This is a genomic window from Citrobacter freundii complex sp. 2025EL-00176, assembly GCF_053309355.1.
Map to the genome: position 1 here is coordinate 1,065,409 of NZ_JBRYHT010000001.1, position 24,063 is coordinate 1,089,471.

A 24,063-nucleotide genomic window follows, 5' to 3' on the forward strand; every position below is an offset into this window, starting at 1 on the left:
CTTTACTTGTCGTGTTGCCAGAAAGCCGATAAGCACGGCCACGTCAGAAATTCGGTTGAAGGAAGTTGCAAGTTTGCCCCGTTCAGCCCCGTACCGATGCCAACGGAGAGCATGCCGCAGGCGTTAATCGCATCAACGCCCGCTTGAGCATCTTCTATGCCAATGCACTGCTGCGGGTCAACGCCAAGCCCCGCACAGGCCGCCAGAAATATCTCCGGATCCGGTTTCGAATGGGTAATCAGCGCCGCATCCGCACAAAAGTCAAAACAAGCGCTAAGATCAAGCGCCTGTAAAATAGTGGGCGCATTGAGCGACACGGAGGCCAGCCCCACCGGAATCCGCTCTTCCCGTAACGTCATTAACAGCTCGCGAATTCCCGGTAATACCGAGTTAACCGTTAACTGGCGCAAAGAATGGACGTACAGACGATTTTTTCTCTCAGCCAATTGTGCGCAAGTCTCGGGAGTAAATTCCCCCGCCTTCCCGCCGTGATGCAAAATACGCTGCAGTGATTCGCCGCGACTAATCCCTTTCAGGCTGTCATTAAATGCTTCGTCGATCGCAATCCCTATTTCGTCAGCGACCTGCCGCCACGCCAGAAAATGGAGATGCGCGGTATCGGTAATCACGCCATCCAAATCAAAAATGATGGCCTGTGGTTTGAGTATCATTCATCGTCCCTTTTTTTGGTAGCGGTCCCATAAACGGACGTAATAACACCGTCATAGGTAATCGTTGACTCCCCCTGGACGGCGATCTTTTCGCCATTAACCCACAGGGTAATACACTCAGTGCTGCTAATTCGGATTTCAGCTTTGTTGATAGTCACCTGCATATCAACGCCCTGCCAACGCAGTGGGAAAGACAGCGTTTGCCAATGATCAGGTAATGCAGGGGCAAGATGTAACGCTCCATGGCGTACATTCACGCCGGCAAATCCCTGGATTGCGCCCAGCCAGATGGCCCCCGTCGCCGCTGCGTGAATGCCGTCATCACAGCTATGTGGATCGTCTCCGAGATCGATAAGCGATCCTTCCCGCCAGAAGCGATACCCCTGCTCTGAATCGCCGCAACGCGCAGCCACAATCCCATGGATAGCCTTACTTAAAGACGAGTCATGAATGGTGCGCGGCTCGTAAAAGCGCAGGTTCGCCAGACAGGTTTGCGGGTTGAATTGCTCCGGCAGCATGTAGGTCAGCATCACCACATCGGCCTGTTTGAGAATTTGCATCTCATTGACCTCTGCACGGGAATAATCGAGCAAAATCGTCTGCTTGCCCGCTTTCGCTTTGTAGCGGGACAGATCGATAACCGGTTTGCTCAGGAAGGTGTCATCCTGAGGTAACACACCATCGGACAACGCTTCCGGACGCCAGAGATGGCGTAAAAAATGCTCCGCACGATGAATAAAGGTCTCATCGCTACAGCCCAGCCGACGCGCAAAATCCAGCGCCTGTTCCACGTTGTACCAAGCCATGTAGTTGGTGAAGGCATTGTTGTTCACATGCTCGGTGTATTCATCCGGGCCAATAACATCGTGGATCTCTAAACGGTCATTAACCATGACGGCTCTGCTGATCCAGAACTTCGCTGTTTCCAGAAGCAGCGTTATACCTTCACGGGACATAAAATTCATATCCCCGGTGGCATGCCAGTAATTGATCACCGCCCAGGCAATATCCGCCACGAGATGATGCTCAGCCTGGGCGGAGGCCACTTTCTGCCGCAGTCCGGTACGGATGTTGATCGCCGCGAATTCAGGCGTCTCCTCCTCACCGCTGCGCGCGCTCTCCCAGGGAAACAGCGCCCCCTGCCAACCGTTGCGGCGGGCTTTCTCACGCGCGCCCGACAAATTATGCCAACGGTAACGCAATAAACTTCTTGCGGTTTTCGGCTCGGTGAAGAGATGGAACGGTAACAGAAAGACCTCGGTATCCCAGAAAACGTGGCCTTTATACCCTTCTCCGGTCAGACCTTTCGCCGCAATACTGCTGCGCTCATCGTGGTCTGGCGTCATTACACGCAGATGATAGAGCGCATAATCCAGCGCTCGCTGATCGCTCATATCACTACTGGTGACCTGAACGCGATGGCTTTGCCACCAGGCATGCCAGTTGGCGGTCGATTCCGCCAGCAGCGCGTCGTATCCCTGCTGGGCACACGCTTCCAAACTGCGCAGCGACTGGCGTCCCCAGGTTTCCAGCGACAGGCTGCGTTCGCTCGCCCAGTCGATCCAGCTAATTTTCGTCAGCGTAACGCGCTGTCCGGTTTTCGCCTGCACGCTATTGTGTTGTAACAACCGACGCTCTTTCGCGGTGAAGCAGCGTTGCGCCGCACCGTCTACGTCGCAAAACGTCGTGATCGCGATATCATTGCGATTGTCCTGGGTGGTGTAAATACCTTGCAGCAGATGCTGACCAAATACCCGGACCTGCGTTTCATCCAGATGCTGACGCCCATGATTGGTGATCGTGGCATCAATCCCGCTTGAGATGCCAATGCAGGCATCACCATCCAGTGGGGTAACGGCAACTTCCATAGCAAACAGCGGCAGTTTTTGCGCCGAGACAAACCGCCGACTCTCAATGGTGAAACGTGCGCCGCCAGGCGCTCGCCAGACCAGGGCACGGCGTAATTCACCGCTGGTAAAATCCAGCTCACGATGCCAGCTCTCAATAACGCCGCTGGTTAGCGAGAAAATCTCGCCATTAAGCGTAATCTCCACGCCCACCACATCCGGCAGATTAACCAGTTCATTAATTTCGCCTTTCCCTGCCCGGTGATACAGACCCGCAAGATACATGCCGCGAGTCTGTAAGGTGTAAGCTTCTTCGTGGCTGGCGCGAATCCCCATATAACCGTTGCCGGTCGTCATGAGTGACGCATATTTATTCAGGCTGTGTGGGCAAAAAGCCGGTTCGTTTAGCATTACTGGCTTCGTCATAAGTCTACATATGTTCCTGTTTCAGCCGATTGATACAGTGCGGCAACCAGTTGTTGGATAACGACGCCCTGCTCTGCGTCCGCAATAGCGACAGGCTCGCCCTGAACATGATTCACGAAAGACTCCATGCTGCGAAAGTGACGATTGTCATCGGCTATTTCGCGCTGGAACAGCACGTCCAGCGTTCCGTCACGATCGGTATAGACCTGCGCCGGAAATAGGGTCGCTCCCGCAAGATCGCCACAAAAATTGACGTTCATGATCGATTGTTCAGGAATATTCAGCGCGAAAGAGGTCTCAAGACGCAGGATCCCGCCGTTATGAAATTCGATCGTGCCAAATAAAGAATCTTCAACGGTGTACGTCGCGGGATCCCATTCCCCAAACTGGCCGCTGTGCTTACGCGTACCAATACGTTGATAGCTGTGCGCGTTAACGCGCTTTACCGCCGGGAAGCCCAACACATACATAGCGGCATCAAGCATATGGATACCGATATCAATCAGCGGCCCGCCGCCCTGCAGTTCCTTGTTGGTAAAAACACCCCAGCCAGGTACGCCGCAGCGGCGCAAGGCGCGGACATTAGTGACATAGATTTCACCCAGCACACCGCTCATCACTTGTTCGCGAAGCAACTGGGTATCCAGTGCGAAACGATGATGAAAATCATAAGCCAGTACCTTACCCATACGCCGCGCCGTTTGACACATCTCCAGCGCCTCGTCTGGCGTCATTGCCGGAGGCTTCTCGCACATCACATGACAGCCTGCGTTCAGCGCCAACATGGTGTGTTCGTAATGAAAACGATTGGGTGAACAGATGCTGACGATATCTGGCTTCGCCTCACGTAACATCGTCTGAGGATCGTCCCAAACCTGCGGATTACCGTATTTCTCTGCCAGCCCCTGCGCCTGTGACAGGCGGCTGTCACAGACAGCCACCAGTTCCAGATCGTTGCGGGTGCAGTAGTACGAAGCATGAACTTTATCCGCTACCTGCCCGGCGCCGATAATGGCGACACGTAGCGGAGCGCTTGTCAGTGCACTTTTCACGGAAATCCTCTTAGCAGGTACGCAGCCAGGCCAGCGACTGACGGTATGCTTCCGGCAGGTTCTCCGCCCGTACGCGCCCTTCATACACTACATAGCCCTGATAATTATCTTCACGCAGTTGGTCAAACAGCGCAGAGAAATTCAGTGTACCGCTCCCCGGCTGATAACGATGGTTATCCGCAATATGCACGTGTCCAAGTAGATCGCGATTGTCATGCAGCGCCTGTGCCATATCGTCTTCTTCGATATTCATATGGTAAAAATCACCAATGATTTGCACATGCTTCAGGTTGTTTTCCACGATATAGCGGCGAGCATCCGCCAGGGTGTTGATCATATGATCCTGATAGCGGTTGAGCGGCTCGAGATACACTACTGTCCCCGTACGCTCGGCAACTTTATCGAGATAAATCAATGAATCACTGACGGCTTTACGATCGCCTTCCAGGCTCCGCGGAGAGGTCATCGGCGGTAGGCGGAAGGTAAACATGCCCCAGGCGGCAGGGACAATAATGCCTTGCCCGCCGACTTCGGACAGCGCTTCGAGAATGCGAGTAATCTGCTGTAAACCATTCAAACGACGTTCTTCGATAAAATCACCGATCCAACCGTCATAACCCCCGCAGGCGGTGGTAACAGGCAGGCCCGTTTCTTTGATCGCCGCTTTCACTTCCTCAAGATTGTTGACCAGCAATTTGCCGTCAATTTCATAACCGTCAAAACCCATCTCTTTGATGTAACGGAATTTCTCGAGAATATTTTCCGGGAAAAAAGCCTGATTCTGTGTGCCAATTTTCATTTTCTGTATTCCTTAATTAAAACGTCACGCCCATTTTGATGCTCTTTTCCGGATGGCGATCGACATACTGCATATAGCTTTCCGGGCTGCTGGCGAAGGTGACTACCGGGTCGATAAGCTCTTCACAGTTCAGATAACCGTTCATCAACAGTTCCCAGCAGGTCTCCTCAATGCGCTTGCGGCTCCAGCGCGGATAATCTGGATTTGGTTCACTGCAGGCACGGGAGAAGACTATTTTGGCGTTGTTGAAGTGCGCTTCACGGCCCAGGTTAAACCCTTCAGCAAAAGGTTTTGCGAAGGCGACATAGGAGATGGTGCCACCGTAGGCCAGACCGCGTAACGCCGATTGCAGCGCATCCGCATAGCCGCTGGTTTCGATGATCACATCCGCGCCCTGTTTGCCGGTCAGCTTTTTGATTTCCATGCCCACATCGGTGCCAATCGGATTCAGACAGAAATCAGCGCCATGGCGACGCGCGATATCACAACGATGGGTAATCGGATCCACGCCAATAACTACTGACGCTCCCGCTTTCTTAGCCAGTTGCACGGCGATCTGACCAATTGCCCCTAACCCGACGATGACCACAAAGTCGCCGACGCGCACATTGGCATCGCGCACACCGCTCATGGCGAACTGTGCGGGGTCATAGCACACGGCATTTTTCCACGAACTACCTTCTGGCATTTTGCGCAGTTTGTAGTTGTTCACGGCATTAAAGATCACCGTTTCTGCCAGTGGGCCGTAGCCGCAGACCGAGTCGCCGACAGCGTAATCGGTCACATCGCTACCACACTCAATGACATCGCCCACCACCATGTTGCCAAGCTGGAACTTACCGAACTCAATTCCGCGCGGTGCCCCTTCCGGACGCGGCATAAACATTTGCCATTCGCCGTTAAAATCTTCATCAATAAACGGACTGGCAGCGCGGAAATCGACTACTTCGGTGCCATGTTTTGGTGCACCAAAACGTACGCGGACTTTCACTTCATTGGCGGAAACTGCTCTGTCTTCATATTCCACCAGCGCTGCAACACGCGGTTCGGTGGCAACTAACTTCTTCATTTACAACTCCTTAATTAAACTGGCCGCTTAGCCTTTCACGCCGCCTGCGGTCAAACCACTCTTAATAAAACGTTCAGAAAGCGCATACATAATGACCACCGGCAATGCGGTGACTAACGATGCGGCCATCATGCGTCCCCAGATATAGTCAGGCGTACTGAACAGCGCGTTCAGACCGACCGGTAAGGTAAAATTGCTGGCGCTGGAGAGGAAAATCGAGGCAAACAGATAGTCATTCCACGCAACCATAAAGCAGTACACAAAGACCGAAACCAGACCAGACATTGCCAACGGCACGGTGATGCGAAAGATAATTTGCAGACGATTCAATCCATCCATCATCGCGGCCTCTTCTATCTCATCCGGAATGGTGTCGAAGTAGCTTTTCAGCATGAAAACGGCTGTCGGCAGCGTTTGTGTCACCATGGTGATAATCAACGCCATTTCGGTGTCATAAATGCCGAGGGCCGTAATGATTTTGAAAAGTGGCACCACCAGCAAAATCCCCGAAAACATGTACACCGTGTAAAAGCTGGCATTGATGGTCATTCGCCCCTTAAAACGCAGACGGGAAAGCGCGTACGCTCCGAGGATGCCGAGAAACACCGCCACCACCGATGACGTCACCGATACCACCAGGCTATTACGGAAGTAGTCAACAAACGGGAAAATCATCGGGTTAAAAATGTCGATGTAATGTTCCAGCGTCCATTGCTGAGGTAACAGCGTGGGATGCAGCGAGATCGCCTCTTTTGCGCTTTTAAATGAGGTCATTAGCATCACAAAAAACGGAAATAACGTGATGCCCAGGAAGACAATTAATCCACAGTAAAAGCCGATGCGGCCAAGCGTGCGTTTATTTGTTGCCATTGAGGTTCACCCGTTTTCTGGTCAGCAGGATAACAGCGAAGATGATGACGAAGAGGACGACAGATATCGCGGCCGCTTTGCCTAAGTCATTAAATGCAAACGCTGTTTTATAGAGATAGACCCCGAGAATATCGACTTTAGTGGTCAGCAGATAAACATCGGCGAACATATAGAACATCCAAATCGTACGCAGCGTGACTACGGTCGCCAGCACCGGCATGATCGCTGGCAGTGTGACGATACGAAACCGTTGCCAGGCGTTAGCACCATCCATTTCCGCCGCCTCATACAGCGATTTATCAATAGTCTGTAAAATCGCCAGAAACGAGATAAAGGCATACGGGAAGTAGCGCCAGATGGCGAACAGCACAACCAGTGCGAAGCTACTGCCGGGATTGTCGAACCATAACGGCGCCTGATCGTACAGATGCAGCAGATCCACGCCGAGATAGTTCACAATGCCGTAGCCGTTGTTGAACATATATTTCCAGGCAAACACCAGCGAAATAGATGGCGTTACGTAAGAGAGGATCACCAGTGAGCGCGCCGTTTTCCGCAGACGAAACTCACGGTTAAAAAACATCGCCACTCCCAGCCCCAGCACCGTGCTCCCGGCAACAACCAGCGCGGTATACCAGACCGTCATCCACAGCGAATGCCAGAACCCGGGATCAGTTAAGATACGGATATAGTTACTCAGGCCGACAAATGTTGACTCAATTTGCGGATTAAGCGGCAGACGCATAAAGCTGATTTCGATGTTAGATATCATCGGCCACGCGACTAAACCACCCAGCAAGAGCAAGCTGGGCGCCAGCAGCAGCATGGCAAATGGCATATCCGATCGACCTGAAAAGAACTTATTCATCACGGCTTTCCATTTCCCCATTAGCGCTGTTCAACAAGGTCATCCAGTTTGGTCTGGCTTGCCTTCATCGTCGTTGAAAGGTCGGCTTTTCCTACCGTGACGTTGTGCACCATGGTGCTTATGACGCCGGAACCCGTAACGTCGCCCATGCGGGTAAAGTTCTTATCGCCGACTGCGCCAAAGACCTGAATATTCGGCAGTTCAGCAATCAGCTGATTGGGTAATTCACCCAGTGCTTTAATGACGGCGTTATCTTTCCACGTTGCGGTGTTCACCACCGCTTTATTAACCGGGAGCGCGGCGCCTGGGGACATCATTACCCAGTCAGCAATGTTGTCGGCCTGCTCCATAAAGGTGACAAATTTTTCTGCGGCTTCTGTCTCTTCGGTTTTTTGACCAGCTGTTATGGTCAGCGACGTCAACATGCCATATACGGCAGAGGTTTTTTCCGTCGGAACCATAAAGCCAACATTTTGAGGATCCCCCTCCTTAATCACCGCCGGGAGGATATAGGTGGAATAAATAGCCATTGGTGCAGTGCCGTTCATGAAAGCGTCTTTGACCTCCATGATGTCGTTAGATCCCGGCATCGTGTTTGCCGCAAGCGAGCGATAGTATTCCAGTGCCTGCGCCATCTCTGGCGTATCAAGGGTGATCTTTCCCTGCGCATCGAAAACGTTAGCCTGGTTAGAAAGCGCGAACTGGGAGAAGGACTGTTCGGTCAATACGCTTTCCGCCGTAGGGAGCGCAATACCATATTTTTTGCTGGCAGGATCATTTAGCTTCTGCGCCACGTCGAGCAATTGCTGCCAGTCTTTCGGTTCTTCAAGGCCAGCTTTTGCCAGTACATCTTTGCGATACCAGACCCCGCCAATCCAGGCGCTGACCGGAACCCCGGTCCATGCAGAGCCATCTTCGGTGCGTACAATACGCAGTACGCCATCATAAAACGCGCCTTCACCCACACCGTTAATGACCTGCGCCACCGCTTTACGATCGATAAGCGATTCTTTGTCCATGACTTTCGCGTAGTCATGGCTGGTTTCAATAACTTCCGGAAGTGAACCGCTACGCGCGAGGGTAATCACTTTGGTGTTGTAAGCATCCTCTTCAACAGGAACCTGTTTGACGCTGATACCGGGGTTCTCTTTTTCAAAGCGCTCAATCAGTTTGGCAATAACCGCCTGCCGCTCCTGTTCTACAGAAGAGTGCATAAATTCAATCGCGACAGAGGATTTTTTATCATCCTTACACCCGGACACCAGGGCGCAGGACACCAGTGCTGAAATCAGCACAATTTTAGCTTTAAGCATGAAATGTTCCTTTTTATTTCTTAACCCACATAACCTGCCAGGCGTGTAACGTTAATTCCTTACCCGAAATACTTTCTTCGCTAATCAGATCAAATCCATTTTCAATATCAATATTAATGGTTTGTGTCTGAGCGCTGATATTAAATAAACCGGTAATTTCTTCGCCTGTCTCTGCCGTACGCTTAATTTGCATAACGGTCGGTGTAACACTATTAATTTTAAAATCACTATCAGGATGGAATGCTTTGTTATTACGTCGTATAACAATCAATCGGGATAACTCATGGTAAATGGCGTGCCGCAAACAGGTTTCATCGGCCAGTTCCGTTTCTACTTGTCTGATATGATATTTTTTACGGTTAATCGCCCGGTTATAACCCAATGTCTCCACGCCTTTATAGTCATTGCGCGATCCGAGGATACTTTGAATATAAATCGCTGGTACGCCAGGAAAACTCAGCAAAATGGCATGAGCAAGTATAAAACGGGAAAATCTTTCAGCATCACTGCTATTACCCGGCGTTAACGCATCCATATACGTTACGTTAATTTCATACGGGCTGCGACTACCATCAGGATTATTCTTCCAGTTAACCAGTGCGCCTTCCTGTTGTAATTCCATCACCAGTCGCATGATTTCATCTTCAGGTAACAGGCCCCGTAGCGGGTTGAGGCCAATTCCGTCATGTGATGCGAGGAAATTAAACCATGTGGTCTCAGTCGATGGCAGTTCCAGTGATTGCGCCCACTGACACAATATCGTTGTATCCTGGCGTTGTACCGCATGCAGCACCAGCGGCGGCAGCGAGAACTGGTACACCATGTGAGCCTCATCGCGGCCATTACCGTAATAGGAAATGTTATCCTTATGCGGAACGTTCGTTTCTGTAATGATCGCTGTACCAGGTGCCGCGCAGTCAGCAATAGCGCGGAACAATTTGATAAGCTGATGCGTTTTTTCCAGGTGAATACAGGTTGTCCCTGGCTCTTTCCACATAAAACCAACCGCATCCAGGCGGACATAATCAGCGCCCTGCTCCAGGTAACTCAGCAGTACATCGACCATCGCCAGTAATACTAATGGATTGGCATAGTTGAGATCGATCTGGTCGTCACTGAACGTCGTCCAGAGATGACGCACAGTATTATCTTTCAGCGTAAACGGAGTCAGTAACGGTAATGCGCGCGGTCGCGTGACGTTGCTCAGGTCCGTATCAGGATCCATCGCAATAAAGAAATCTTCATAACCGTCAACCTGTTGCAGATAGTTATTAAACCATTCGCTTTTCGCTGACATATGGTTACAAACAAAATCAAACATCAGTCGACTGGATTCACTTAGTTGCTTAATATCATTCCAGTCACCGGTTTCTTCGGCAACCTGATAGTAATTAATTACTGAAAAACCATCATCCGATGACCACGGATAAAATGGCAACAGGTGTACATGAGAAAATATCGACTTAAGCCATTCATTATAAAACTGATTAAACGTTGGCAGCGGTTTTTTATCTTCCGCGTAAAATTGATCGGCGTAAGTGATCAGAACGACATCGCCCTCATCCCAATGCGCTTTACGGCTTTTTTTAATTAATCTTTGTGATTTTTCCAGACGCGCAACCAGCGCTTCATAGTGAAGTGAAGAAAATGTGTCGCCATAGACTTCACTCAGACATTTTTTGATTTTTTGGTTCACCTTCATTTCTCGTGGTAGCGGTCCCATGACGCAAGAGACTACTCTGCCGGAAATAAGCTGTCAATCAGCTGAGGTGGCCTGGAGGGGGGTTATAAAAGAATTTTGGCAGCCAAAAAATCGTATTTGTGAGCTGCCGCAAATTAACTGAGGGAATGTTGACTAATTGTTGCTTGCTTTTGTTGTTTCGGATATCAGGGTTGATTACCTGAATAGCGTTTCGACAGTTTTGTCGCTGCCCGGCTCAACAGAGGTTCCAGTACTAACGCCAGCAACATTTTTAGCGGACGTCGGGCCACGGACTTCACCGCCCACCCTGCTACCCCTGCTGGGCCATAGCGCAGCGCAGTCAGTAGCACCAGCTTACCTGCTATTTTAAAGCCCGGCTTAACCCTTTGCCCGGCACGTTGCCAGCGATTATTCATTTCTAACCTCACAATTGGCGGAAGCGGCTGCGTAATGTAAAAGTATCAGACGTTACATAACGCTCCATCTCACGCAAACGCTTTTCACTTGCAGCCAGCTCACGATCGACAGCATCCAACAGCTCACTGCTTGATGGCTGCTGTTCTCCGGAAACCACGTTGTCCGGCATCGGATCCAACACAAACGTCAGTACGATGTAGGCGACAAAGGTGAAAAAGGCCAGACCAAAAAAGATGGACAGCACCACCAGGATCCGCACCAGTTTCACAGGAACATCGAGATAATGCGCAATACCCGCGCAAACCCCTTTCACCATGCCCTGCTGTGGTATACGCCACAGTTTTTTATTCAGATTAACGCCCCCCATTAGCGGTCCCTCCAGTTTGGATGTTCAGCATCAAGGATGTCTTCCAGCGCTTGAATGCGCTCACGCATCCGCTGTGCGTCCTGGTTAAGTTCTACCAGACGCTGTTGTTCACTTTGCGCCAGCTCGCCTCGACTGGAACGATTGCTGTAATGCAGCCAGAGCCAAATCGGTAAGACGAACAGTACAAAGATGGTTAACGGGATGGCCAGAAATAGCGCGCTCATGAGTACTCCTTACAGGTGATGAGCGGCGGCGCGTTCGGGCACCGCCAGATATTATTATTGCTTGTCTTGCTGCATTTTGGCTTTCAATTGCGCCAACTGCTCGCTGATTTCATCATCTGCTTTCAGGTCAGCAAATTGCTGATCCAAAGACTTCTGCTTACCGAAGTTATGGCTTTCAGCTTCAGCTTCCATTTGATCGATACGGCGCTCAAAAGATTCAAAGCGAGCCATCGCTTCATCCAGTTTGCCGCTGTCCAGTTGACGACGAACATCACGGGAAGAGCTCGCCGCCTGATGGCGCAGCATCAATGCCTGCTGACGAGCACGGGTTTCACTAAGTTTGTTTTCCAGTTCACCGATCTCTTTTTTCATACGCGCCAGCGTATCGTCAACCAGCGTCACCTCATGCTCCAGCGAGGCAATCAGATCAGTCAGTTTCTGCTTTTCGATTAACGCAGAACGCGCCAAATCTTCTTTTTCTTTACGCAGCGCCAGCTCTGCTTTTTCCTGCCACTCGGCCTGTTGGGCGCTGGCCTGTTCAATACGACGCGATAACTGTTTCTTTTCTGCCAGCGCGCGTGCGGAGTTGGAGCGCACCTCAACCAGCGTGTCTTCCATTTCCTGGATCATCAACCGCACCAGCTTCTGCGGATCTTCAGCCTTTTCCAGCAACGCATTAATGTTGGCGTTCACGATGTCGGCAAAACGAGAAAAAATACCCATAATGTAACCCTCACTTACTGTTCTGATATCGGGCAATGCCCTGCTGCTGTTCTAATGCACTTCGCATGCCAACTTTTTAATTCATTGAAATATATGAAAATAACTAATTTTACCTGCCGGGATAAATAGGGTAAATTGGTGAATAACACTAACAAATGGTGAATTTCATCATGGTAGGATACAAAGATAATCTGCTGGGCGAAGCGAACAGCTTTATTGAAGTGCTGGAGCAGGTTTCTCATCTCGCGCCGCTGGATAAACCTGTGCTGGTCATTGGGGAACGAGGAACAGGGAAAGAGCTTATCGCCAACCGCCTGCACTACCTCTCTACCCGTTGGCAAGGCCCGTTTATTTCACTTAACTGCGCCGCACTCAACGAAAATTTACTTGATTCCGAACTCTTTGGGCACGAAGCGGGCGCCTTTACCGGCGCGCAGAAACGTCACCCAGGTCGGTTCGAACGCGCCGATGGCGGCACGCTGTTTCTTGATGAACTGGCGACCGCCCCGATGCTGGTACAGGAAAAACTGCTGCGCGTTATTGAGTACGGAGAACTGGAACGCGTAGGCGGTAGCCAACCTCTGCAGGTCAACGTACGACTGGTTTGCGCAACAAATGCCGACCTGCCACGCATGGTGAGTGAAGGCACGTTCCGCGCCGACCTGCTGGATCGTCTGGCCTTTGACGTGGTGCAACTTCCCCCGTTACGTGAACGTCAAAGCGATATCATGTTAATGGCTGAACATTTTGCCATTCAGATGTGCCGTGAGATCGGGTTACCGTTGTTTCCAGGGTTCACCGCTGAGGCCAAAGAAACGCTCCTCCACTACCGTTGGCCGGGCAATATTCGTGAACTGAAAAACGTCGTGGAGCGTTCGGTATACCGACACGGGACCAGCGATTACCCACTGAATGAGATTGTGATTGACCCGTTCAGGCGTCACGCCGCACCGCCGCTGGCGCAAGAAACCAGACATACATCAGTAACCCTACCGCTGGATCTGCGTGAATTCCAACAGCAGCAGGAGAAGGAATTTTTGCAAACCAGCTTACAGCAGGCGAAATTTAACCAGAAAAAAGCCGCTGAATTATTAGGTCTGACCTACCATCAACTCCGCGCATTACTGAAGAAACACCAAATTTAGCGTGCAGGGGCAGACGTTGGACGCGAGGGTCAAAACAGTTTACCATGTTGCAATTACTGTATAAAAAAACAGGTTAATCATGATGACTCTGGCGTTAGTTGGCGAAAAAATTGACAGAAACAGGTTCACCGGTGAAAAAGTCGAAAATAGCACATTTTTCAACTGTGATTTTTCGGGCGCCGACCTTAGCGGCACTGAATTTATTGGCTGCCAGTTTTATGATCGAGAAAGCCAGAAAGGGTGTAATTTTAGTCGCGCTAACCTGAAGGATGCCATTTTCAAAAGTTGTGATCTCTCCATGGCGGATTTCAGAAATATCAATGCGCTGGGAATCGAAATTCGCCACTGTCGGGCACAAGGGGCAGATTTTCGCGGCGCAAGCTTTATGAATATGATCACCACCCGCACCTGGTTTTGTAGCGCTTATATCACCAATACCAACTTAAGCTACGCCAACTTTTCTAAAGTCGTACTGGAAAAGTGCGAGCTGTGGGAAAACCGCTGGATGGGTACTCAGGTGCTGGGCGCAACGTTCAGTGGATCAGACCTCTCTGGCGGCGAGTTTTCATCCTTCGACTGGCGAGCAGCAAACGTTACGCACTGTGATTTGACCAATTCGGAACTGGGCGATTTAGATATCCGGGGGGTTGATTTGCAAGGCGTCAAACTGGACAGCTACCAGGCATCGTTGCTCCTGGAACGTCTTGGTATCGCTGTCATGGGTTAATGTTCAGGGAGCGGTATATGCCGCCCCCTGCCCTTATACAATATTGTCCGGGCTGGCTTTCCCCCTCAGACGTTTCGACTTCGGGTGCATAAACGTCAGAGGGTTCCGGTCCCCCCGTCAGAACACCATACCTGACCGGATGTATAGCTGTTCTCTTCAGCCGCTAAAGTGACATACAGCGGGGCAATTTCTACCGGTTGGCCAGGGCGACCAAGTGGCGCATTGGCACCAAATTTCTCAATTTTTTCCTGTGGTTGGCCGCCGCAGCACTGCAATACCGTCCAGTACGGCCCAGGCGCGACAGCATTTACACGGATCCCTTTAGGGGCCAGTTGCTTCGCCAGCGATTTAGTAAATGCCACTATCGCCGCCTTGGTCTGAGCATAATCAAGCAGGATCTCACTCGGCTCATAAGCCTGTACCGATGAGGTGTTAATAATCACGCTGTCTCGAGAGAAATGGGGAACAGCCGCTTTGGTGATCCAAAACATGGCGTAGACATTAGTCTTGAATGTCGCATCAAATTCTTCTGTGGTGAGTTCTTCGATCGATTCACAAAATTGCTGACGGCCTGCGTTATTCACCAGGATATCCAACCCTCCCAGCGCGTCTACCGCCTGTTTTACCAGATGGTTACAAAAAGTTTCGTCACGAATATCGCCGGGAATCGCCGCAACTTTTCTCCCAGCTTTTTTTATCAACTCAACAACCTCACGCGCATCGTCCTCTTCTTCAGGTAAATAATTAATCGCGACATCGGCGCCTTCGCGGGCATAGGCAATGGCAACAGCACGCCCAATACCTGAATCACCACCGGTAATTAATACCTTGCGACCATTTAACCTGCCGCTTCCCTGATAGCTTTGTTCGCCATGATCGGGGCGCGGTTGCATTTTTCCGGCGAGCCCCGGAAAAGGTTGTTTTTGATGTGGAAAAGGCGGCTGCGGAAAACGCTCTGAATTAGTTTTATTGGTGGTCTGTTTTCCCTTATTTAGGTCAGTCATTCAATCACCTCTCGTGAGTCATCATTCATCGCAAAGACTAATAAGCGTAGAACAAAATGAATGACATGATCTTTATAATTTACCCACCACTTAATTTTTCCTAATATTAACCTGGCTCTCACGATGATAACTTCACATAGCGTTGAAATATTTCCTAGGATAAGTCCTGGTTTATTTATTTGTTCTTCCAGGCTGACACTTCTTCAATCAATACCGCCAGGCTAAAACGTACCGCCTTTTCAATGACGTCCTGGCAATCCCCGGAAAAACACTCACGTTTTGTTATTATCTGTCCGCGGAAATTCCACGCAAACCACACGGTTCCTGCGGGGGTACCATCCTCCCCGCCCTCCGGCCCTGCATATCCGCTGATGGCTATACTGATGTCGGTTTCGGCTTGCTCACGTATCCCTACAGACATCTCACTGACCGTTTGCTCACTAACGGCGCTATATTTTTCCAACGTACTGGCCCGCACGCCGAGCATTTTCTGCTTGGCGCGATCGCTAAAGGTTATAACGCCGATATCATAAAATTCTGCGGTATCCGCCTGTGCGCAAAGCGCGGCGGCCAGCTTTCCTCCTGTACAGGATTCTGCGGTGGTCAACGTTAAATCGCTATCAATGAGCGTGTTTGCAAGCCGTTTCGTCAGTTCATTGACTGTTTTTGCGTCATTGTACTCCGTATTCATTACCGCCTCGCTAATTCTCTTCAGGAATGACAGAAATATGTCCGTTGCGTTCCAGAATGGCATACTTGATTTTACTTGATTCGGTAATCCCCTGATTTTGTCGCGCAGCGACTAATATATCGTCAAGAGAGACATCCACTTTCTTCATTTTATCTAATAAAGGGATCCCGTGATCAAGCAGGATAACCGGGGAACCATCCAGCACGGATTCGGCCCCACCCACCTTTTTTTTAATGAAACCGAACAGAATATCAATAGTAACCAGAGTGACAATCGTGATCATGGCGCCGGTTATCGAAAAATCATTACCCAACAAGGCTTGTTGAGTTGCTTCACTGATAATCAGTAATAAAATCAGATCGAAGCTGGTCATTTGTAATAATGCCCGGCGACCTGCTATTTTGAAAACCACCAACAAAATAAGGTAAATGGCTGATGCCCGGAAGACCATCTCCATACTCACCTCCTAGGGATAAATAAATTGTCTGAAGCGGATTTCAGGTTCGCCATTTAGCTGGAGAAAACTCTTTACGCTTCCTGGCTTCACGGGCGTAACCCGCAGCCAGATAGTAAAGTTCTGCATTGCTTCAGAATCATTGTAGACGAGGTAAAGATCGTTCCCCTTGCTGTACATGCTGTCTGGCTGCGGCCAAATATTTTCCATTTCATAAAATTTGTTGAAATCGCCGCCAATGCGCAACGTCTTGTTCACAGAATCATACTTTTGTACAGAGATTTTAAATTTAAATTCCGTTTGCAAGCGCCCAAATCTTTCGTACTGTAACCCTGTTGTCTTTAAGGTGTTTTTTCTCGTCACCTCACTTAAATATCCGCCGGAAAACGCTCCCGCGGAAGCAAGTAAAACAATGCAGAGCAAACAGATAAAACCAATCTTGTGAAAGCCTGATTCAAAATTCAGAAAACGCTGACTCTCTTTCACTCCTTGCAAATGGGCTTTCTCTCTATTCATTTCACCGCCTCGCTTATATCACACCAATCCTTTGTTTTATTGAAAAATTATCATTTGAGACTTATCCCACTCGCCAGATTAATAAATAGCTACCAGACTTAATAAGTCAAATCAATTTTAATGGAGGCTCTATGAAAATATCGTTCGCCCCCTTACTGTTCTGTTTTTTATTGCCATCAGCGTTTGCCGATGATAATGGCGGGTTGAAAAAAGATACCGCCCCGCCACCTGCGCACGCACTGGATGAAGGGTATCGCGGCACTGAAGATGCAAGAATCATGACCGTCGAACAAGCTAAAACCATGCATGACGGTGCGACCATCTCTTTACGAGGTAATCTCATTGAGGATCAAGGAGGAGATAAGTTTATCTTTCGTGACAAAACCGGCAGTATCAATACGTTAATCCCGCTTGCCGTCTTTGATGGCCGAACGGTAAAACCCGATCAAATGATCAGGATTAACGGTAGCCTTGACGCTAAAATGCAACCGCCGGTGGTGCGCGTTAATAAAATCCAGAAGTAATGCCTCAGCCGGGAAGAATTTCACTCTTCCCGCCTCTCACACACCAGATTCATTTTCCCCGTCAGACACCTCACATAATCTCTCTGGCAGCAAATCCAGCGTTTAAGCGAGTCAGAGGGGCCATGAAAATGCTAAGATAGCTACTAGAGTATATGCAAAGTGGATAGCGGGTATGAATTTTGACCAACTCGCGATGTCGAATTCGCGGTTATCAACCCCACTGCCCCAAAAACAAACGGTAATGGCAAATGTCATTAAGTATTAGTAAGATAGCTTCTTTATATATAACCCTTTAAAATTATGCGCCTGGTTTTATCATCTCTGATCGTGATGGCTGGATTTCTGAGTGGTCAGGCTGCAGCTGCGCCTGAGCAGGCCTCGTACGCTGATATTCGTGACAGTGGCTTTGTCTATTGCGTTAGCGGGCAGGTCAATACGTTCAATCCACAAAAAGCAAGCAGCGGTCTCATCGTAGACACATTAGCGGCCCAATTGTATGACCGACTGCTAGATGTCGATCCCTATACCTATCGCCTGGTGCCAGAACTGGCTGAAAGCTGGGAAGTATTAGATAACGGCGCAACCTACCGCTTCCATTTACGTCGCGATGTTCCGTTTCAAAAGACAGCCTGGTTCACCCCGACCCGCAAACTGAATGCGGACGATGTGGTATTTACCTTCGAGCGCATCTTTGATCGCCAGCATCCGTGGCACAATGTCAATGGCAGCAGTTTTCCTTATTTTGACAGCCTGCAGTTCGCCGATAACGTCCAAAGCGTGCGCAAGCTGGACAACAACACCGTTGAGTTTCGCTTAAATCAACCCGACGCCTCCTTCTTATGGCACCTTGCCACACATTATGCCTCTGTGATGTCGGCCGAATATGCCGCCAAATTAGCAAAACAGGATCGCCAGGAATTACTCGACAGACAACCCGTCGGCACAGGCCCGTACCAACTTTCAGAAAATCGTGCAGGCCAATATATTCGCCTACAACGGCATGAAAAATTCTGGCGTGGTACCCCCTTGATGCCGCAGGTCGTGGTGGATCTCGGCTCTGGCGGAACCGGACGTTTATCGAAATTACTGACCGGCGAGTGCGACGTCCTGGCCTGGCCGGCTGCCAGCCAGCTCAGCATATTGCGTGATGACCCGCGGCTGCGTCTGACGCTGCGTCCGGGGATGAATATCGCCTATCTGGCGTTCAACACGGATAAACCGCCGTTGAACAACCCCGCCGTACGACATGCGCTAGCGCTGGCCATTAACAACCAACGGTTAATGCAATCTATTTACTACGGTACGGCGGAAACCGCGGCATCTATTTTGCCTCGCGCCTCGTGGGCTTATGACAACGAAGCTAAAATTACCGAGTACAACCCGGCAAAATCGCGCGAGCAGTTAAAAGCGCTGGGGCTGGAAAACCTGACGTTACAACTTTGGGTACCCACCAGCTCTCAGGCCTGGAACCCCAGTCCGCTGAAAACCGCAGAGCTGATTCAGGCTGATATGGCTCAGGTGGGTGTGAAAGTGAAGATCATCCCGGTAGAAGGTCGTTTTCAGGAGGCGCGATTAATGGATATGAACCATGATCTGACGTTGTCCGGTTGGGCAACTGACAGTAACGATCCTGACAGCTTTTTCCGACCGATGCTTAGCTGTGCCGCCATTAACTCGCAGACCAATTTTGCCCACTGGTGCAATCCGGAATTTGACAGCATTTTGCGCAAAGCTCTCTCTTCGCAACAACTCTCCTCGCGAATTGATGCCTACGACGAAGCGCAAAATATTCTCGCGCGCGAGTTGCCGATCCTGCCACTGGCCTCTTCGCTCCGTTTGCAGGCTTACCGCTATGATATCAAAGGGCTGGTGCTCAGCCCGTTCGGCAACGCTTCTTTTGCCGGGGTTTCCAGGGAAAAGGCTGACGAGGTGAAAAAACCATGATTATCTTCACCCTACGTCGATTTTTATTATTGCTGGTCACTTTGTTCTTCCTGACCTTTATTGGCTTCAGTCTGAGTTATTTCACCCCCCATGCGCCGTTACAGGGCGCATCACTGTGGAACGCCTGGGTATTCTGGTTCAATGGCCTGATTCACTGGGATTTTGGGGTGTCCAGTATTAACGGTCAGTTGATCTCAGAACAACTGAAAGAGGTTTTCCCGGCGACAATGGAACTGTGCACTCTGGCCTTTGGTTTTGCACTGATGGTCGGGATCCCCATAGGCATGTTGGCGGGCATTACACGTAATAAATGGCAGGATCGTTGCATCAGCGCATTGGCTTTGATGGGCTTTTCTATTCCGGTTTTTTGGCTGGCGCTGCTGCTGACGTTGCTCTTCTCACTGACTCTCGGCTGGCTGCCCGTTTCGGGGCGTTTTGATCTGCTCTACGAAGTTAAGCCCGTTACCGGGTTTGCCATTATTGACGCCTGGATCGCCGACTCGCCCTGGCGCGACGAAATGCTGGTCAGTGCGATCCGCCATATGGTGCTCCCGGTGTTAACGCTCTCCGTGGCACCGACGACGGAAGTTATTCGTCTGATGCGTATCAGCACTATTGAGGTCTTTGATCAAAATTATGTCAAAGCGGCGGCGACTCGTGGTCTGTCACGGTTAACGATTTTACGCCGTCACGTACTGCACAACGCCCTCCCACCGGTTATCCCGCGCCTGGGGTTACAGTTTTCCACCATGCTGACGCTGGCGATGATCACCGAGATGGTCTTTAGCTGGCCAGGTCTTGGCCGTTGGCTGATTAACGCGATTCGCCAGCAGGATTACGCGGCGATTTCGGCGGGTGTGATGGTAATAGGTTCACTGGTTATCATTGTTAACGTGATCTCTGATATTTTGGGTGCTATGGCTAACCCTCTGAAACATAAGGAATGGTATGCCTTACGATAGCGTCTACAGCGAAAAGCGCCCGCCTGGTACGCTGCGCACCGCATGGCGCAATTTTTACGGCGATGCAACCGCAATGATCGGCCTGTATGGCTGTGCTGGACTGGCAATTCTGTGTATTTTTGGTGGTTGGTTCGCGCCTTATGGCATCGACCAGCAGTTTCTCGGCTACCAGCTTTTACCGCCGTCATGGTCGCGCTATGGCGAAGTCTCTTTCTTCCTCGGGACTGATGACCTGGGGCGTGATGTTTTAAGCCGCCTGCTTAGCGGTGCGGCCCCGACCGTGGGCGGTGCGTTTGTCGTCACCCTTGCCGCCACGTTGTGTGGCTTATTGCTTGGCGTGGTTGCCGGGGCAACACACGGTTTGCGCTCCGCGGTGCTGAATCACATTCTGGACACCCTACTGTCGATCCCTTCACTGTTGCTGGCGATTATTGTGGTGGCCTTTGCCGGCCCGCATCTGACGCACGCGATGTTTGCCGTCTGGCTGGCGCTGCTGCCGCGGATGGTTCGCTCCGTCTACAGCATGGTGCATGACGAGCTGGAAAAAGAGTATGTCATTGCCGCTCGCCTTGATGGCGCAACCACGCTCAATATCCTGTGGTTCGCCGTTCTGCCCAATATTACCGCCGGGCTTATCACTGAAATCACCCGTGCGCTGTCGATGGCGATTCTGGATATCGCCGCGCTGGGTTTTCTCGACCTGGGCGCACAGTTGCCGTCACCGGAATGGGGAGCCATGCTCGGCGATGCGCTGGAGCTGATTTATGTCGCACCGTGGACAGTGATGCTGCCAGGCGCGGCAATCATGATAAGCGTGCTGCTGGTTAACCTGCTGGGTGATGGCGTACGCCGCGCAATTATTGCGGGGGTGGAATAATGCCATTACTCGATATCCGTAACCTGACTATTGAATTCAGAACCGGTGACGACTGGGTAAAAGCGGTTGACCGGGTCAGCATGACCCTCAATGAGGGTGAAATTCGCGGACTGGTCGGCGAGTCCGGGTCCGGCAAAAGCCTGATCGCCAAGGCCATTTGCGGCGTCGCTAAAGATAACTGGCGTGTAACCGCTGACCGTATGCGCTTTGATGATATCGATCTCCTGCGCCTTTCCGCGCGTGAACGACGCAAGCTGGTCGGTCATAACGTTTCCATGATCTTTCAGGAACCGCAATCGTGTCTTGATCCGTCCGAGCGTATTGGACGACAGTTGATGCAAAATATTCCAGCCTGGACCTACAAGGGCCGCTGGTGGCAGCGCATCGGCTGGCGCAAACGCCGGGCGATTGAGCTTTTGCACCGTGTCGGGATAAAAGACCATAAAGATGCCATGCGCAGCTTCCCGTATGAACTGACCGACGGCGAGTGTCAGAAGGTAATGATCGCTATCGCGCTGGCCAATCAGCCGCGCTTGCTGATTGCCGATGAGCCGACGAACGCGATGGAGCCAACGACCCAGGCGCAAATATTTCGCCTGCTAACGCGGCTGAACCAAAACAGCAATACCACTATTTTGTTGATCAGCCATGACCTGCAAATGCTCAGCCAGTGGGCAGACAAAATCAACGTAATGTACTGCGGACAAACGGTGGAAACCGCGCCCAGTAAAGATCTGGTGACGATTCCACATCATCCTTATACGCAGGCGTTGATCCGCGCCATTCCTGATTTTGGTAGCGCAATGCCGCATAAAAGTCGTCTGAATACCATGCCAGGAGCGATTCCATTGCTGGAACAATTACCCATCGGCTGCCGTCTGGGGCCGCGCTGCCCTTATGCTCAGCGCGAATGTATTGAAACCCCACGACTGACCGGAGCAAAGAATCATCTCTACGCCTGTCATTTCCCGCTGAACATGGAGAGAGAGTGAGATGGTAGAAACCCTGCTCGAAGTTCGCAATCTGAGCAAAACCTTTCGCTACCGGACGGGTTTATTTCGCCGCCAGACCGTTGAGGCCGTCAAGCCACTCAGCTTTACCCTGCGCGAACGTCAGACGCTCGCCGTCATTGGCGAGAATGGTTCCGGTAAGTCCACGCTGGCAAAGATGTTAGCTGGCATGATTGAACCCACCAGCGGCGAACTGCTGATTGACGATCACCCGCTAAAGTATGGTGATTACTCATTCCGTAGTCAGCGGATCCGCATGATTTTTCAGGATCCGTCAACATCGCTTAACCCTCGTCAGCGTATTTCACAGATCCTCGATTTCCCGCTGCGTCTGAACACCGACCTGGAACCTGAACAGCGTCGCAAACAGATTATTGAAACGATGCGCATGGTTGGCCTGCTGCCTGACCATGTGAGCTATTACCCGCATATGTTAGCTCCGGGGCAAAAACAGCGTCTGGGGCTTGCCCGCGCGCTCATTTTGCGACCTAAAGTGATTATCGCCGACGAAGCCCTTGCCTCTCTCGACATGTCGATGCGTTCGCAGCTCATCAATTTGATGCTGGAATTACAGGAAAAACAGGGGATTTCATATATCTATGTGACTCAACATATCGGCATGATGAAGCACATTAGCGATCAGGTATTAGTCATGCATCAGGGGGAAGTTGTTGAGCGCGGCAGTACCGCAGATGTTCTGGCCTCCCCGCTGCATGAGCTGACTCGTCGTCTGATTGCAGGGCATTTTGGCGAGGCGCTTACCGCGGACGCCTGGCGCCAGGATCGATAACAAAACCGCTGCCCTCCGTAGCCGGAGGGCAATTGCGTCATTAGTGACAAACACTGGGTAAGAGCAGAGTTTCAACCTCGGTAAAAGCGACTGACGGGAAAACGCTCCCCTGTATCGCCCAGACACCCGCGGCGCTGACGTCATCGATAAGTTGTGATGTTTCCACCCCCTCCACCGCGACGCGATCGCAATATTCCCGGATATTTTTGATAAGCACCGGGAACATCGGCTTTTCTACCTGCTCAAGGAAGAAACCACGATCCAATTTAACCACGTCAAAATGACCGCAAACCAGCGGACTGGCCCCGACGTTACCGGAGCCAAGATCGCCCAGCCATAGCGCGTTTGGGCCGTCACAGAGTGAATTAATCAGCAGATTATTCAGGCAAATCGTACTCGACAGAAAACGCTCTGACAGTTCCAGCGCAATAAAGGGCATTGCGTGTAGGGCCGACTTGATGACCGGATCACCAATCGCCAGAAGCGCCATTTCATCAATGAGATGCAGGGTACAGAGCAGATTGTTGTTCTCAAACCAATCACGCTTTTCGGCAATTAGCTGAATTTGCTTGAGCATGAAATTACGCTTTTGTTCGCTATCCCACGCTGAAACGATGAAATCTGCATGCAACGGGCGAACCGTATCTGCAGCAAACCGAGCGATCATCTCCACGCCCAGCAACTTATTTGTTGTGTCTCTCATCGGTTCCGCGATGAAATGATAGTGCATAAGACCACTCCAATTGATCATAACTTCCTGATAATGCACTTTTAATCACAATCAATCAATAATATCGATCAATGTATCAATATTGATCGATAAAAACAATATATCATAACAAGCTGAATACATGCATATTTTTTGTTTTAAGAAATTTCTTACCTTGCTATGTTTATTAACATCAGCTAGCGCCTTAATAATACCATTTTAGCGCCTTTAAAGCCTTGTATTTTCTCATTGTCTTCAATGCAATACGGATCGGGCAAGGGGCAATCAGGGAAAGTAATATCCCCGCCATTTGCAATGAATGGCAATGGTCATTTAGGGGTGATAACCATTCTAAAAGGAAC

General features: G+C 50.6%; 26 protein-coding genes. 8 read left to right on the top strand and 18 right to left on the bottom strand.

Features of this window, described 5'->3' with window-relative positions; translation table 11 throughout:
- Positions 1-2 precede the first annotated feature (2 nt).
- The 13 genes from pgmB to pspA all read right to left on the bottom strand — a co-directional run bounded on the left by pgmB (position 3) and on the right by pspA (position 12,348).
- Positions 3-671 (bottom strand): beta-phosphoglucomutase, encoded by a 669-nt coding sequence (gene pgmB / locus ACVXHP_RS05225; protein WP_447571001.1) that lies wholly within the window; start codon positions 669-671, stop codon positions 3-5.
- Positions 668-2,944, bottom strand: coding sequence for a glycoside hydrolase family 65 protein (locus ACVXHP_RS05230; protein WP_447571002.1), 2,277 nt, complete (start codon positions 2,942-2,944; stop codon positions 668-670). The genes pgmB and ACVXHP_RS05230 overlap by 4 nt, the downstream gene beginning before the upstream one ends.
- Positions 2,941-3,996: a Gfo/Idh/MocA family protein gene (locus tag ACVXHP_RS05235; RefSeq protein WP_316128766.1), complete on the bottom strand. Its 1,056-nt coding sequence runs from the start codon at positions 3,994-3,996 to the stop codon at positions 2,941-2,943. Before ACVXHP_RS05235 ends, ACVXHP_RS05230 begins: the two co-directional genes overlap by 4 nt.
- Before the next feature lie 10 nt (positions 3,997-4,006).
- Positions 4,007-4,795, bottom strand: coding sequence for a sugar phosphate isomerase/epimerase family protein (locus ACVXHP_RS05240; protein ID WP_304698973.1), 789 nt, complete (start codon positions 4,793-4,795; stop codon positions 4,007-4,009).
- A gap of 16 nt (positions 4,796-4,811) precedes the next feature.
- The gene (locus ACVXHP_RS05245) at positions 4,812-5,864 is read right to left on the bottom strand and encodes a zinc-dependent alcohol dehydrogenase (protein WP_304698975.1); all 1,053 of its coding nucleotides are present in this window, start codon (positions 5,862-5,864) and stop codon (positions 4,812-4,814) included.
- A gap of 27 nt (positions 5,865-5,891) precedes the next feature.
- On the bottom strand, positions 5,892-6,734 hold the full coding sequence (locus tag ACVXHP_RS05250; protein WP_200006313.1) for a carbohydrate ABC transporter permease: 843 nt from the start codon (positions 6,732-6,734) through the stop codon (positions 5,892-5,894).
- Positions 6,721-7,602: a carbohydrate ABC transporter permease gene (locus tag ACVXHP_RS05255; RefSeq protein WP_038643191.1), complete on the bottom strand. Its 882-nt coding sequence runs from the start codon at positions 7,600-7,602 to the stop codon at positions 6,721-6,723. Before ACVXHP_RS05255 ends, ACVXHP_RS05250 begins: the two co-directional genes overlap by 14 nt.
- Before the next feature lie 20 nt (positions 7,603-7,622).
- Positions 7,623-8,915, bottom strand: a complete 1,293-nt coding sequence (locus ACVXHP_RS05260) for an ABC transporter substrate-binding protein (protein WP_200006312.1) — start codon at positions 8,913-8,915, stop codon at positions 7,623-7,625.
- A gap of 13 nt (positions 8,916-8,928) precedes the next feature.
- A complete protein-coding gene (locus ACVXHP_RS05265) occupies positions 8,929-10,611 on the bottom strand; it encodes a sugar phosphorylase (RefSeq protein WP_447571003.1) in 1,683 nt (560 codons plus the stop codon).
- A 191-nt stretch (positions 10,612-10,802) separates the two neighbouring features.
- Entirely contained in the window at positions 10,803-11,033 is a 231-nt protein-coding gene (pspD, locus tag ACVXHP_RS05270; protein WP_200006310.1) for a phage shock protein PspD, read from the bottom strand.
- A gap of 8 nt (positions 11,034-11,041) precedes the next feature.
- A complete protein-coding gene (gene pspC / locus ACVXHP_RS05275; RefSeq protein ID WP_447571004.1) occupies positions 11,042-11,401 on the bottom strand; it encodes an envelope stress response membrane protein PspC in 360 nt (119 codons plus the stop codon).
- A complete protein-coding gene (gene pspB, locus ACVXHP_RS05280) occupies positions 11,401-11,625 on the bottom strand; it encodes an envelope stress response membrane protein PspB (RefSeq protein WP_004193245.1) in 225 nt (74 codons plus the stop codon). The genes pspC and pspB overlap by 1 nt, the downstream gene beginning before the upstream one ends.
- Positions 11,626-11,679: 54 nt before the next feature.
- The gene (gene pspA / locus ACVXHP_RS05285) at positions 11,680-12,348 is read right to left on the bottom strand and encodes a phage shock protein PspA (protein WP_003020532.1); all 669 of its coding nucleotides are present in this window, start codon (positions 12,346-12,348) and stop codon (positions 11,680-11,682) included.
- A 155-nt stretch (positions 12,349-12,503) separates the two neighbouring features.
- On the opposite strand from pspA, the gene pspF reads away from it, so the two are divergent.
- Both pspF and ACVXHP_RS05295 read left to right on the top strand, forming a co-directional pair.
- Positions 12,504-13,493, top strand: a complete 990-nt coding sequence (pspF, locus tag ACVXHP_RS05290) for a phage shock protein operon transcriptional activator (protein WP_200006308.1) — start codon at positions 12,504-12,506, stop codon at positions 13,491-13,493.
- Between the two features lie 82 nt (positions 13,494-13,575).
- Entirely contained in the window at positions 13,576-14,220 is a 645-nt protein-coding gene (locus ACVXHP_RS05295; protein ID WP_063866241.1) for a quinolone resistance pentapeptide repeat protein QnrB65, read from the top strand.
- A 95-nt stretch (positions 14,221-14,315) separates the two neighbouring features.
- Here ACVXHP_RS05295 and ACVXHP_RS05300 read toward each other — a convergent pair whose 3' ends face one another.
- The 4 genes from ACVXHP_RS05300 to ACVXHP_RS05315 all read right to left on the bottom strand — a co-directional run bounded on the left by ACVXHP_RS05300 (position 14,316) and on the right by ACVXHP_RS05315 (position 16,885).
- Complete coding sequence (locus tag ACVXHP_RS05300; RefSeq protein ID WP_447571005.1) at positions 14,316-15,224, bottom strand: SDR family oxidoreductase; 909 nt, start codon at positions 15,222-15,224, stop codon at positions 14,316-14,318.
- 175 nt (positions 15,225-15,399) lie between these two features.
- On the bottom strand, positions 15,400-15,915 hold the full coding sequence (locus tag ACVXHP_RS05305; protein ID WP_447571006.1) for a 2-oxo-tetronate isomerase: 516 nt from the start codon (positions 15,913-15,915) through the stop codon (positions 15,400-15,402).
- A 10-nt stretch (positions 15,916-15,925) separates the two neighbouring features.
- Positions 15,926-16,372 carry a DUF421 domain-containing protein gene (locus ACVXHP_RS05310; RefSeq protein ID WP_304698994.1) on the bottom strand — a complete coding sequence of 149 codons (447 nt, stop codon included), beginning with the start codon at positions 16,370-16,372 and terminating at the stop codon, positions 15,926-15,928.
- Between the two features lie 9 nt (positions 16,373-16,381).
- A complete protein-coding gene (locus ACVXHP_RS05315; protein WP_447571007.1) occupies positions 16,382-16,885 on the bottom strand; it encodes a hypothetical protein in 504 nt (167 codons plus the stop codon).
- Between the two features lie 131 nt (positions 16,886-17,016).
- On the opposite strand from ACVXHP_RS05315, the gene ACVXHP_RS05320 reads away from it, so the two are divergent.
- From ACVXHP_RS05320 to sapF, 6 genes are all read left to right on the top strand, one after another.
- On the top strand, positions 17,017-17,409 hold the full coding sequence (locus tag ACVXHP_RS05320; protein WP_200006305.1) for a YdeI family stress tolerance OB fold protein: 393 nt from the start codon (positions 17,017-17,019) through the stop codon (positions 17,407-17,409).
- A gap of 300 nt (positions 17,410-17,709) precedes the next feature.
- Entirely contained in the window at positions 17,710-19,353 is a 1,644-nt protein-coding gene (gene sapA, locus ACVXHP_RS05325) for an ABC transporter substrate-binding protein SapA (protein WP_004193272.1), read from the top strand.
- Entirely contained in the window at positions 19,350-20,315 is a 966-nt protein-coding gene (gene sapB / locus ACVXHP_RS05330; RefSeq protein ID WP_447571008.1) for a peptide ABC transporter permease SapB, read from the top strand. Before sapA ends, sapB begins: the two co-directional genes overlap by 4 nt.
- On the top strand, positions 20,302-21,192 hold the full coding sequence (sapC, locus tag ACVXHP_RS05335) for a peptide ABC transporter permease SapC (RefSeq protein WP_016156640.1): 891 nt from the start codon (positions 20,302-20,304) through the stop codon (positions 21,190-21,192). Before sapB ends, sapC begins: the two co-directional genes overlap by 14 nt.
- Positions 21,192-22,184: a peptide ABC transporter ATP-binding protein SapD gene (gene sapD, locus ACVXHP_RS05340; protein WP_003020556.1), complete on the top strand. Its 993-nt coding sequence runs from the start codon at positions 21,192-21,194 to the stop codon at positions 22,182-22,184. The genes sapC and sapD overlap by 1 nt, the downstream gene beginning before the upstream one ends.
- A 1-nt stretch (position 22,185) precedes the next feature.
- A complete protein-coding gene (gene sapF / locus ACVXHP_RS05345; protein ID WP_165407697.1) occupies positions 22,186-22,992 on the top strand; it encodes a peptide ABC transporter ATP-binding protein SapF in 807 nt (268 codons plus the stop codon).
- A 40-nt stretch (positions 22,993-23,032) separates the two neighbouring features.
- On the opposite strand, the gene ACVXHP_RS05350 is transcribed toward sapF, so the two are convergent.
- Entirely contained in the window at positions 23,033-23,722 is a 690-nt protein-coding gene (locus ACVXHP_RS05350) for an EAL domain-containing protein (protein ID WP_200006304.1), read from the bottom strand.
- Between the last annotated feature and the right edge of the window lie 341 nt (positions 23,723-24,063).

What these genes read in the sequence shown, in the direction of transcription:
- pgmB (WP_447571001.1), bottom strand. Translation starts at nt 671, where the DNA reads ATGATACTCAAACCACAGGCCATCATTTTTGATTTGGATGGCGTGATT.
- ACVXHP_RS05230 (WP_447571002.1), bottom strand. Translation starts at nt 2,944, where the DNA reads ATGACGAAGCCAGTAATGCTAAACGAACCGGCTTTTTGCCCACACAGC.
- ACVXHP_RS05240 (WP_304698973.1), bottom strand. Translation starts at nt 4,795, where the DNA reads ATGAAAATTGGCACACAGAATCAGGCTTTTTTCCCGGAAAATATTCTC.
- ACVXHP_RS05245 (WP_304698975.1), bottom strand. Translation starts at nt 5,864, where the DNA reads ATGAAGAAGTTAGTTGCCACCGAACCGCGTGTTGCAGCGCTGGTGGAA.
- ACVXHP_RS05250 (WP_200006313.1), bottom strand. Translation starts at nt 6,734, where the DNA reads ATGGCAACAAATAAACGCACGCTTGGCCGCATCGGCTTTTACTGTGGA.
- ACVXHP_RS05255 (WP_038643191.1), bottom strand. Translation starts at nt 7,602, where the DNA reads ATGAATAAGTTCTTTTCAGGTCGATCGGATATGCCATTTGCCATGCTG.
- ACVXHP_RS05260 (WP_200006312.1), bottom strand. Translation starts at nt 8,915, where the DNA reads ATGCTTAAAGCTAAAATTGTGCTGATTTCAGCACTGGTGTCCTGCGCC.
- pspD (WP_200006310.1), bottom strand. Translation starts at nt 11,033, where the DNA reads ATGAATAATCGCTGGCAACGTGCCGGGCAAAGGGTTAAGCCGGGCTTT.
- pspC (WP_447571004.1), bottom strand. Translation starts at nt 11,401, where the DNA reads ATGGGGGGCGTTAATCTGAATAAAAAACTGTGGCGTATACCACAGCAG.
- pspB (WP_004193245.1), bottom strand. Translation starts at nt 11,625, where the DNA reads ATGAGCGCGCTATTTCTGGCCATCCCGTTAACCATCTTTGTACTGTTC.
- pspA (WP_003020532.1), bottom strand. Translation starts at nt 12,348, where the DNA reads ATGGGTATTTTTTCTCGTTTTGCCGACATCGTGAACGCCAACATTAAT.
- pspF (WP_200006308.1), top strand. Translation starts at nt 12,504, where the DNA reads ATGGTGAATTTCATCATGGTAGGATACAAAGATAATCTGCTGGGCGAA.
- ACVXHP_RS05295 (WP_063866241.1), top strand. Translation starts at nt 13,576, where the DNA reads ATGACTCTGGCGTTAGTTGGCGAAAAAATTGACAGAAACAGGTTCACC.
- ACVXHP_RS05300 (WP_447571005.1), bottom strand. Translation starts at nt 15,224, where the DNA reads ATGACTGACCTAAATAAGGGAAAACAGACCACCAATAAAACTAATTCA.
- ACVXHP_RS05305 (WP_447571006.1), bottom strand. Translation starts at nt 15,915, where the DNA reads ATGAATACGGAGTACAATGACGCAAAAACAGTCAATGAACTGACGAAA.
- ACVXHP_RS05310 (WP_304698994.1), bottom strand. Translation starts at nt 16,372, where the DNA reads ATGGAGATGGTCTTCCGGGCATCAGCCATTTACCTTATTTTGTTGGTG.
- ACVXHP_RS05315 (WP_447571007.1), bottom strand. Translation starts at nt 16,885, where the DNA reads ATGAATAGAGAGAAAGCCCATTTGCAAGGAGTGAAAGAGAGTCAGCGT.
- ACVXHP_RS05320 (WP_200006305.1), top strand. Translation starts at nt 17,017, where the DNA reads ATGAAAATATCGTTCGCCCCCTTACTGTTCTGTTTTTTATTGCCATCA.
- sapA (WP_004193272.1), top strand. Translation starts at nt 17,710, where the DNA reads ATGCGCCTGGTTTTATCATCTCTGATCGTGATGGCTGGATTTCTGAGT.
- sapB (WP_447571008.1), top strand. Translation starts at nt 19,350, where the DNA reads ATGATTATCTTCACCCTACGTCGATTTTTATTATTGCTGGTCACTTTG.
- sapC (WP_016156640.1), top strand. Translation starts at nt 20,302, where the DNA reads ATGCCTTACGATAGCGTCTACAGCGAAAAGCGCCCGCCTGGTACGCTG.
- sapD (WP_003020556.1), top strand. Translation starts at nt 21,192, where the DNA reads ATGCCATTACTCGATATCCGTAACCTGACTATTGAATTCAGAACCGGT.
- sapF (WP_165407697.1), top strand. Translation starts at nt 22,186, where the DNA reads ATGGTAGAAACCCTGCTCGAAGTTCGCAATCTGAGCAAAACCTTTCGC.
- ACVXHP_RS05350 (WP_200006304.1), bottom strand. Translation starts at nt 23,722, where the DNA reads ATGCACTATCATTTCATCGCGGAACCGATGAGAGACACAACAAATAAG.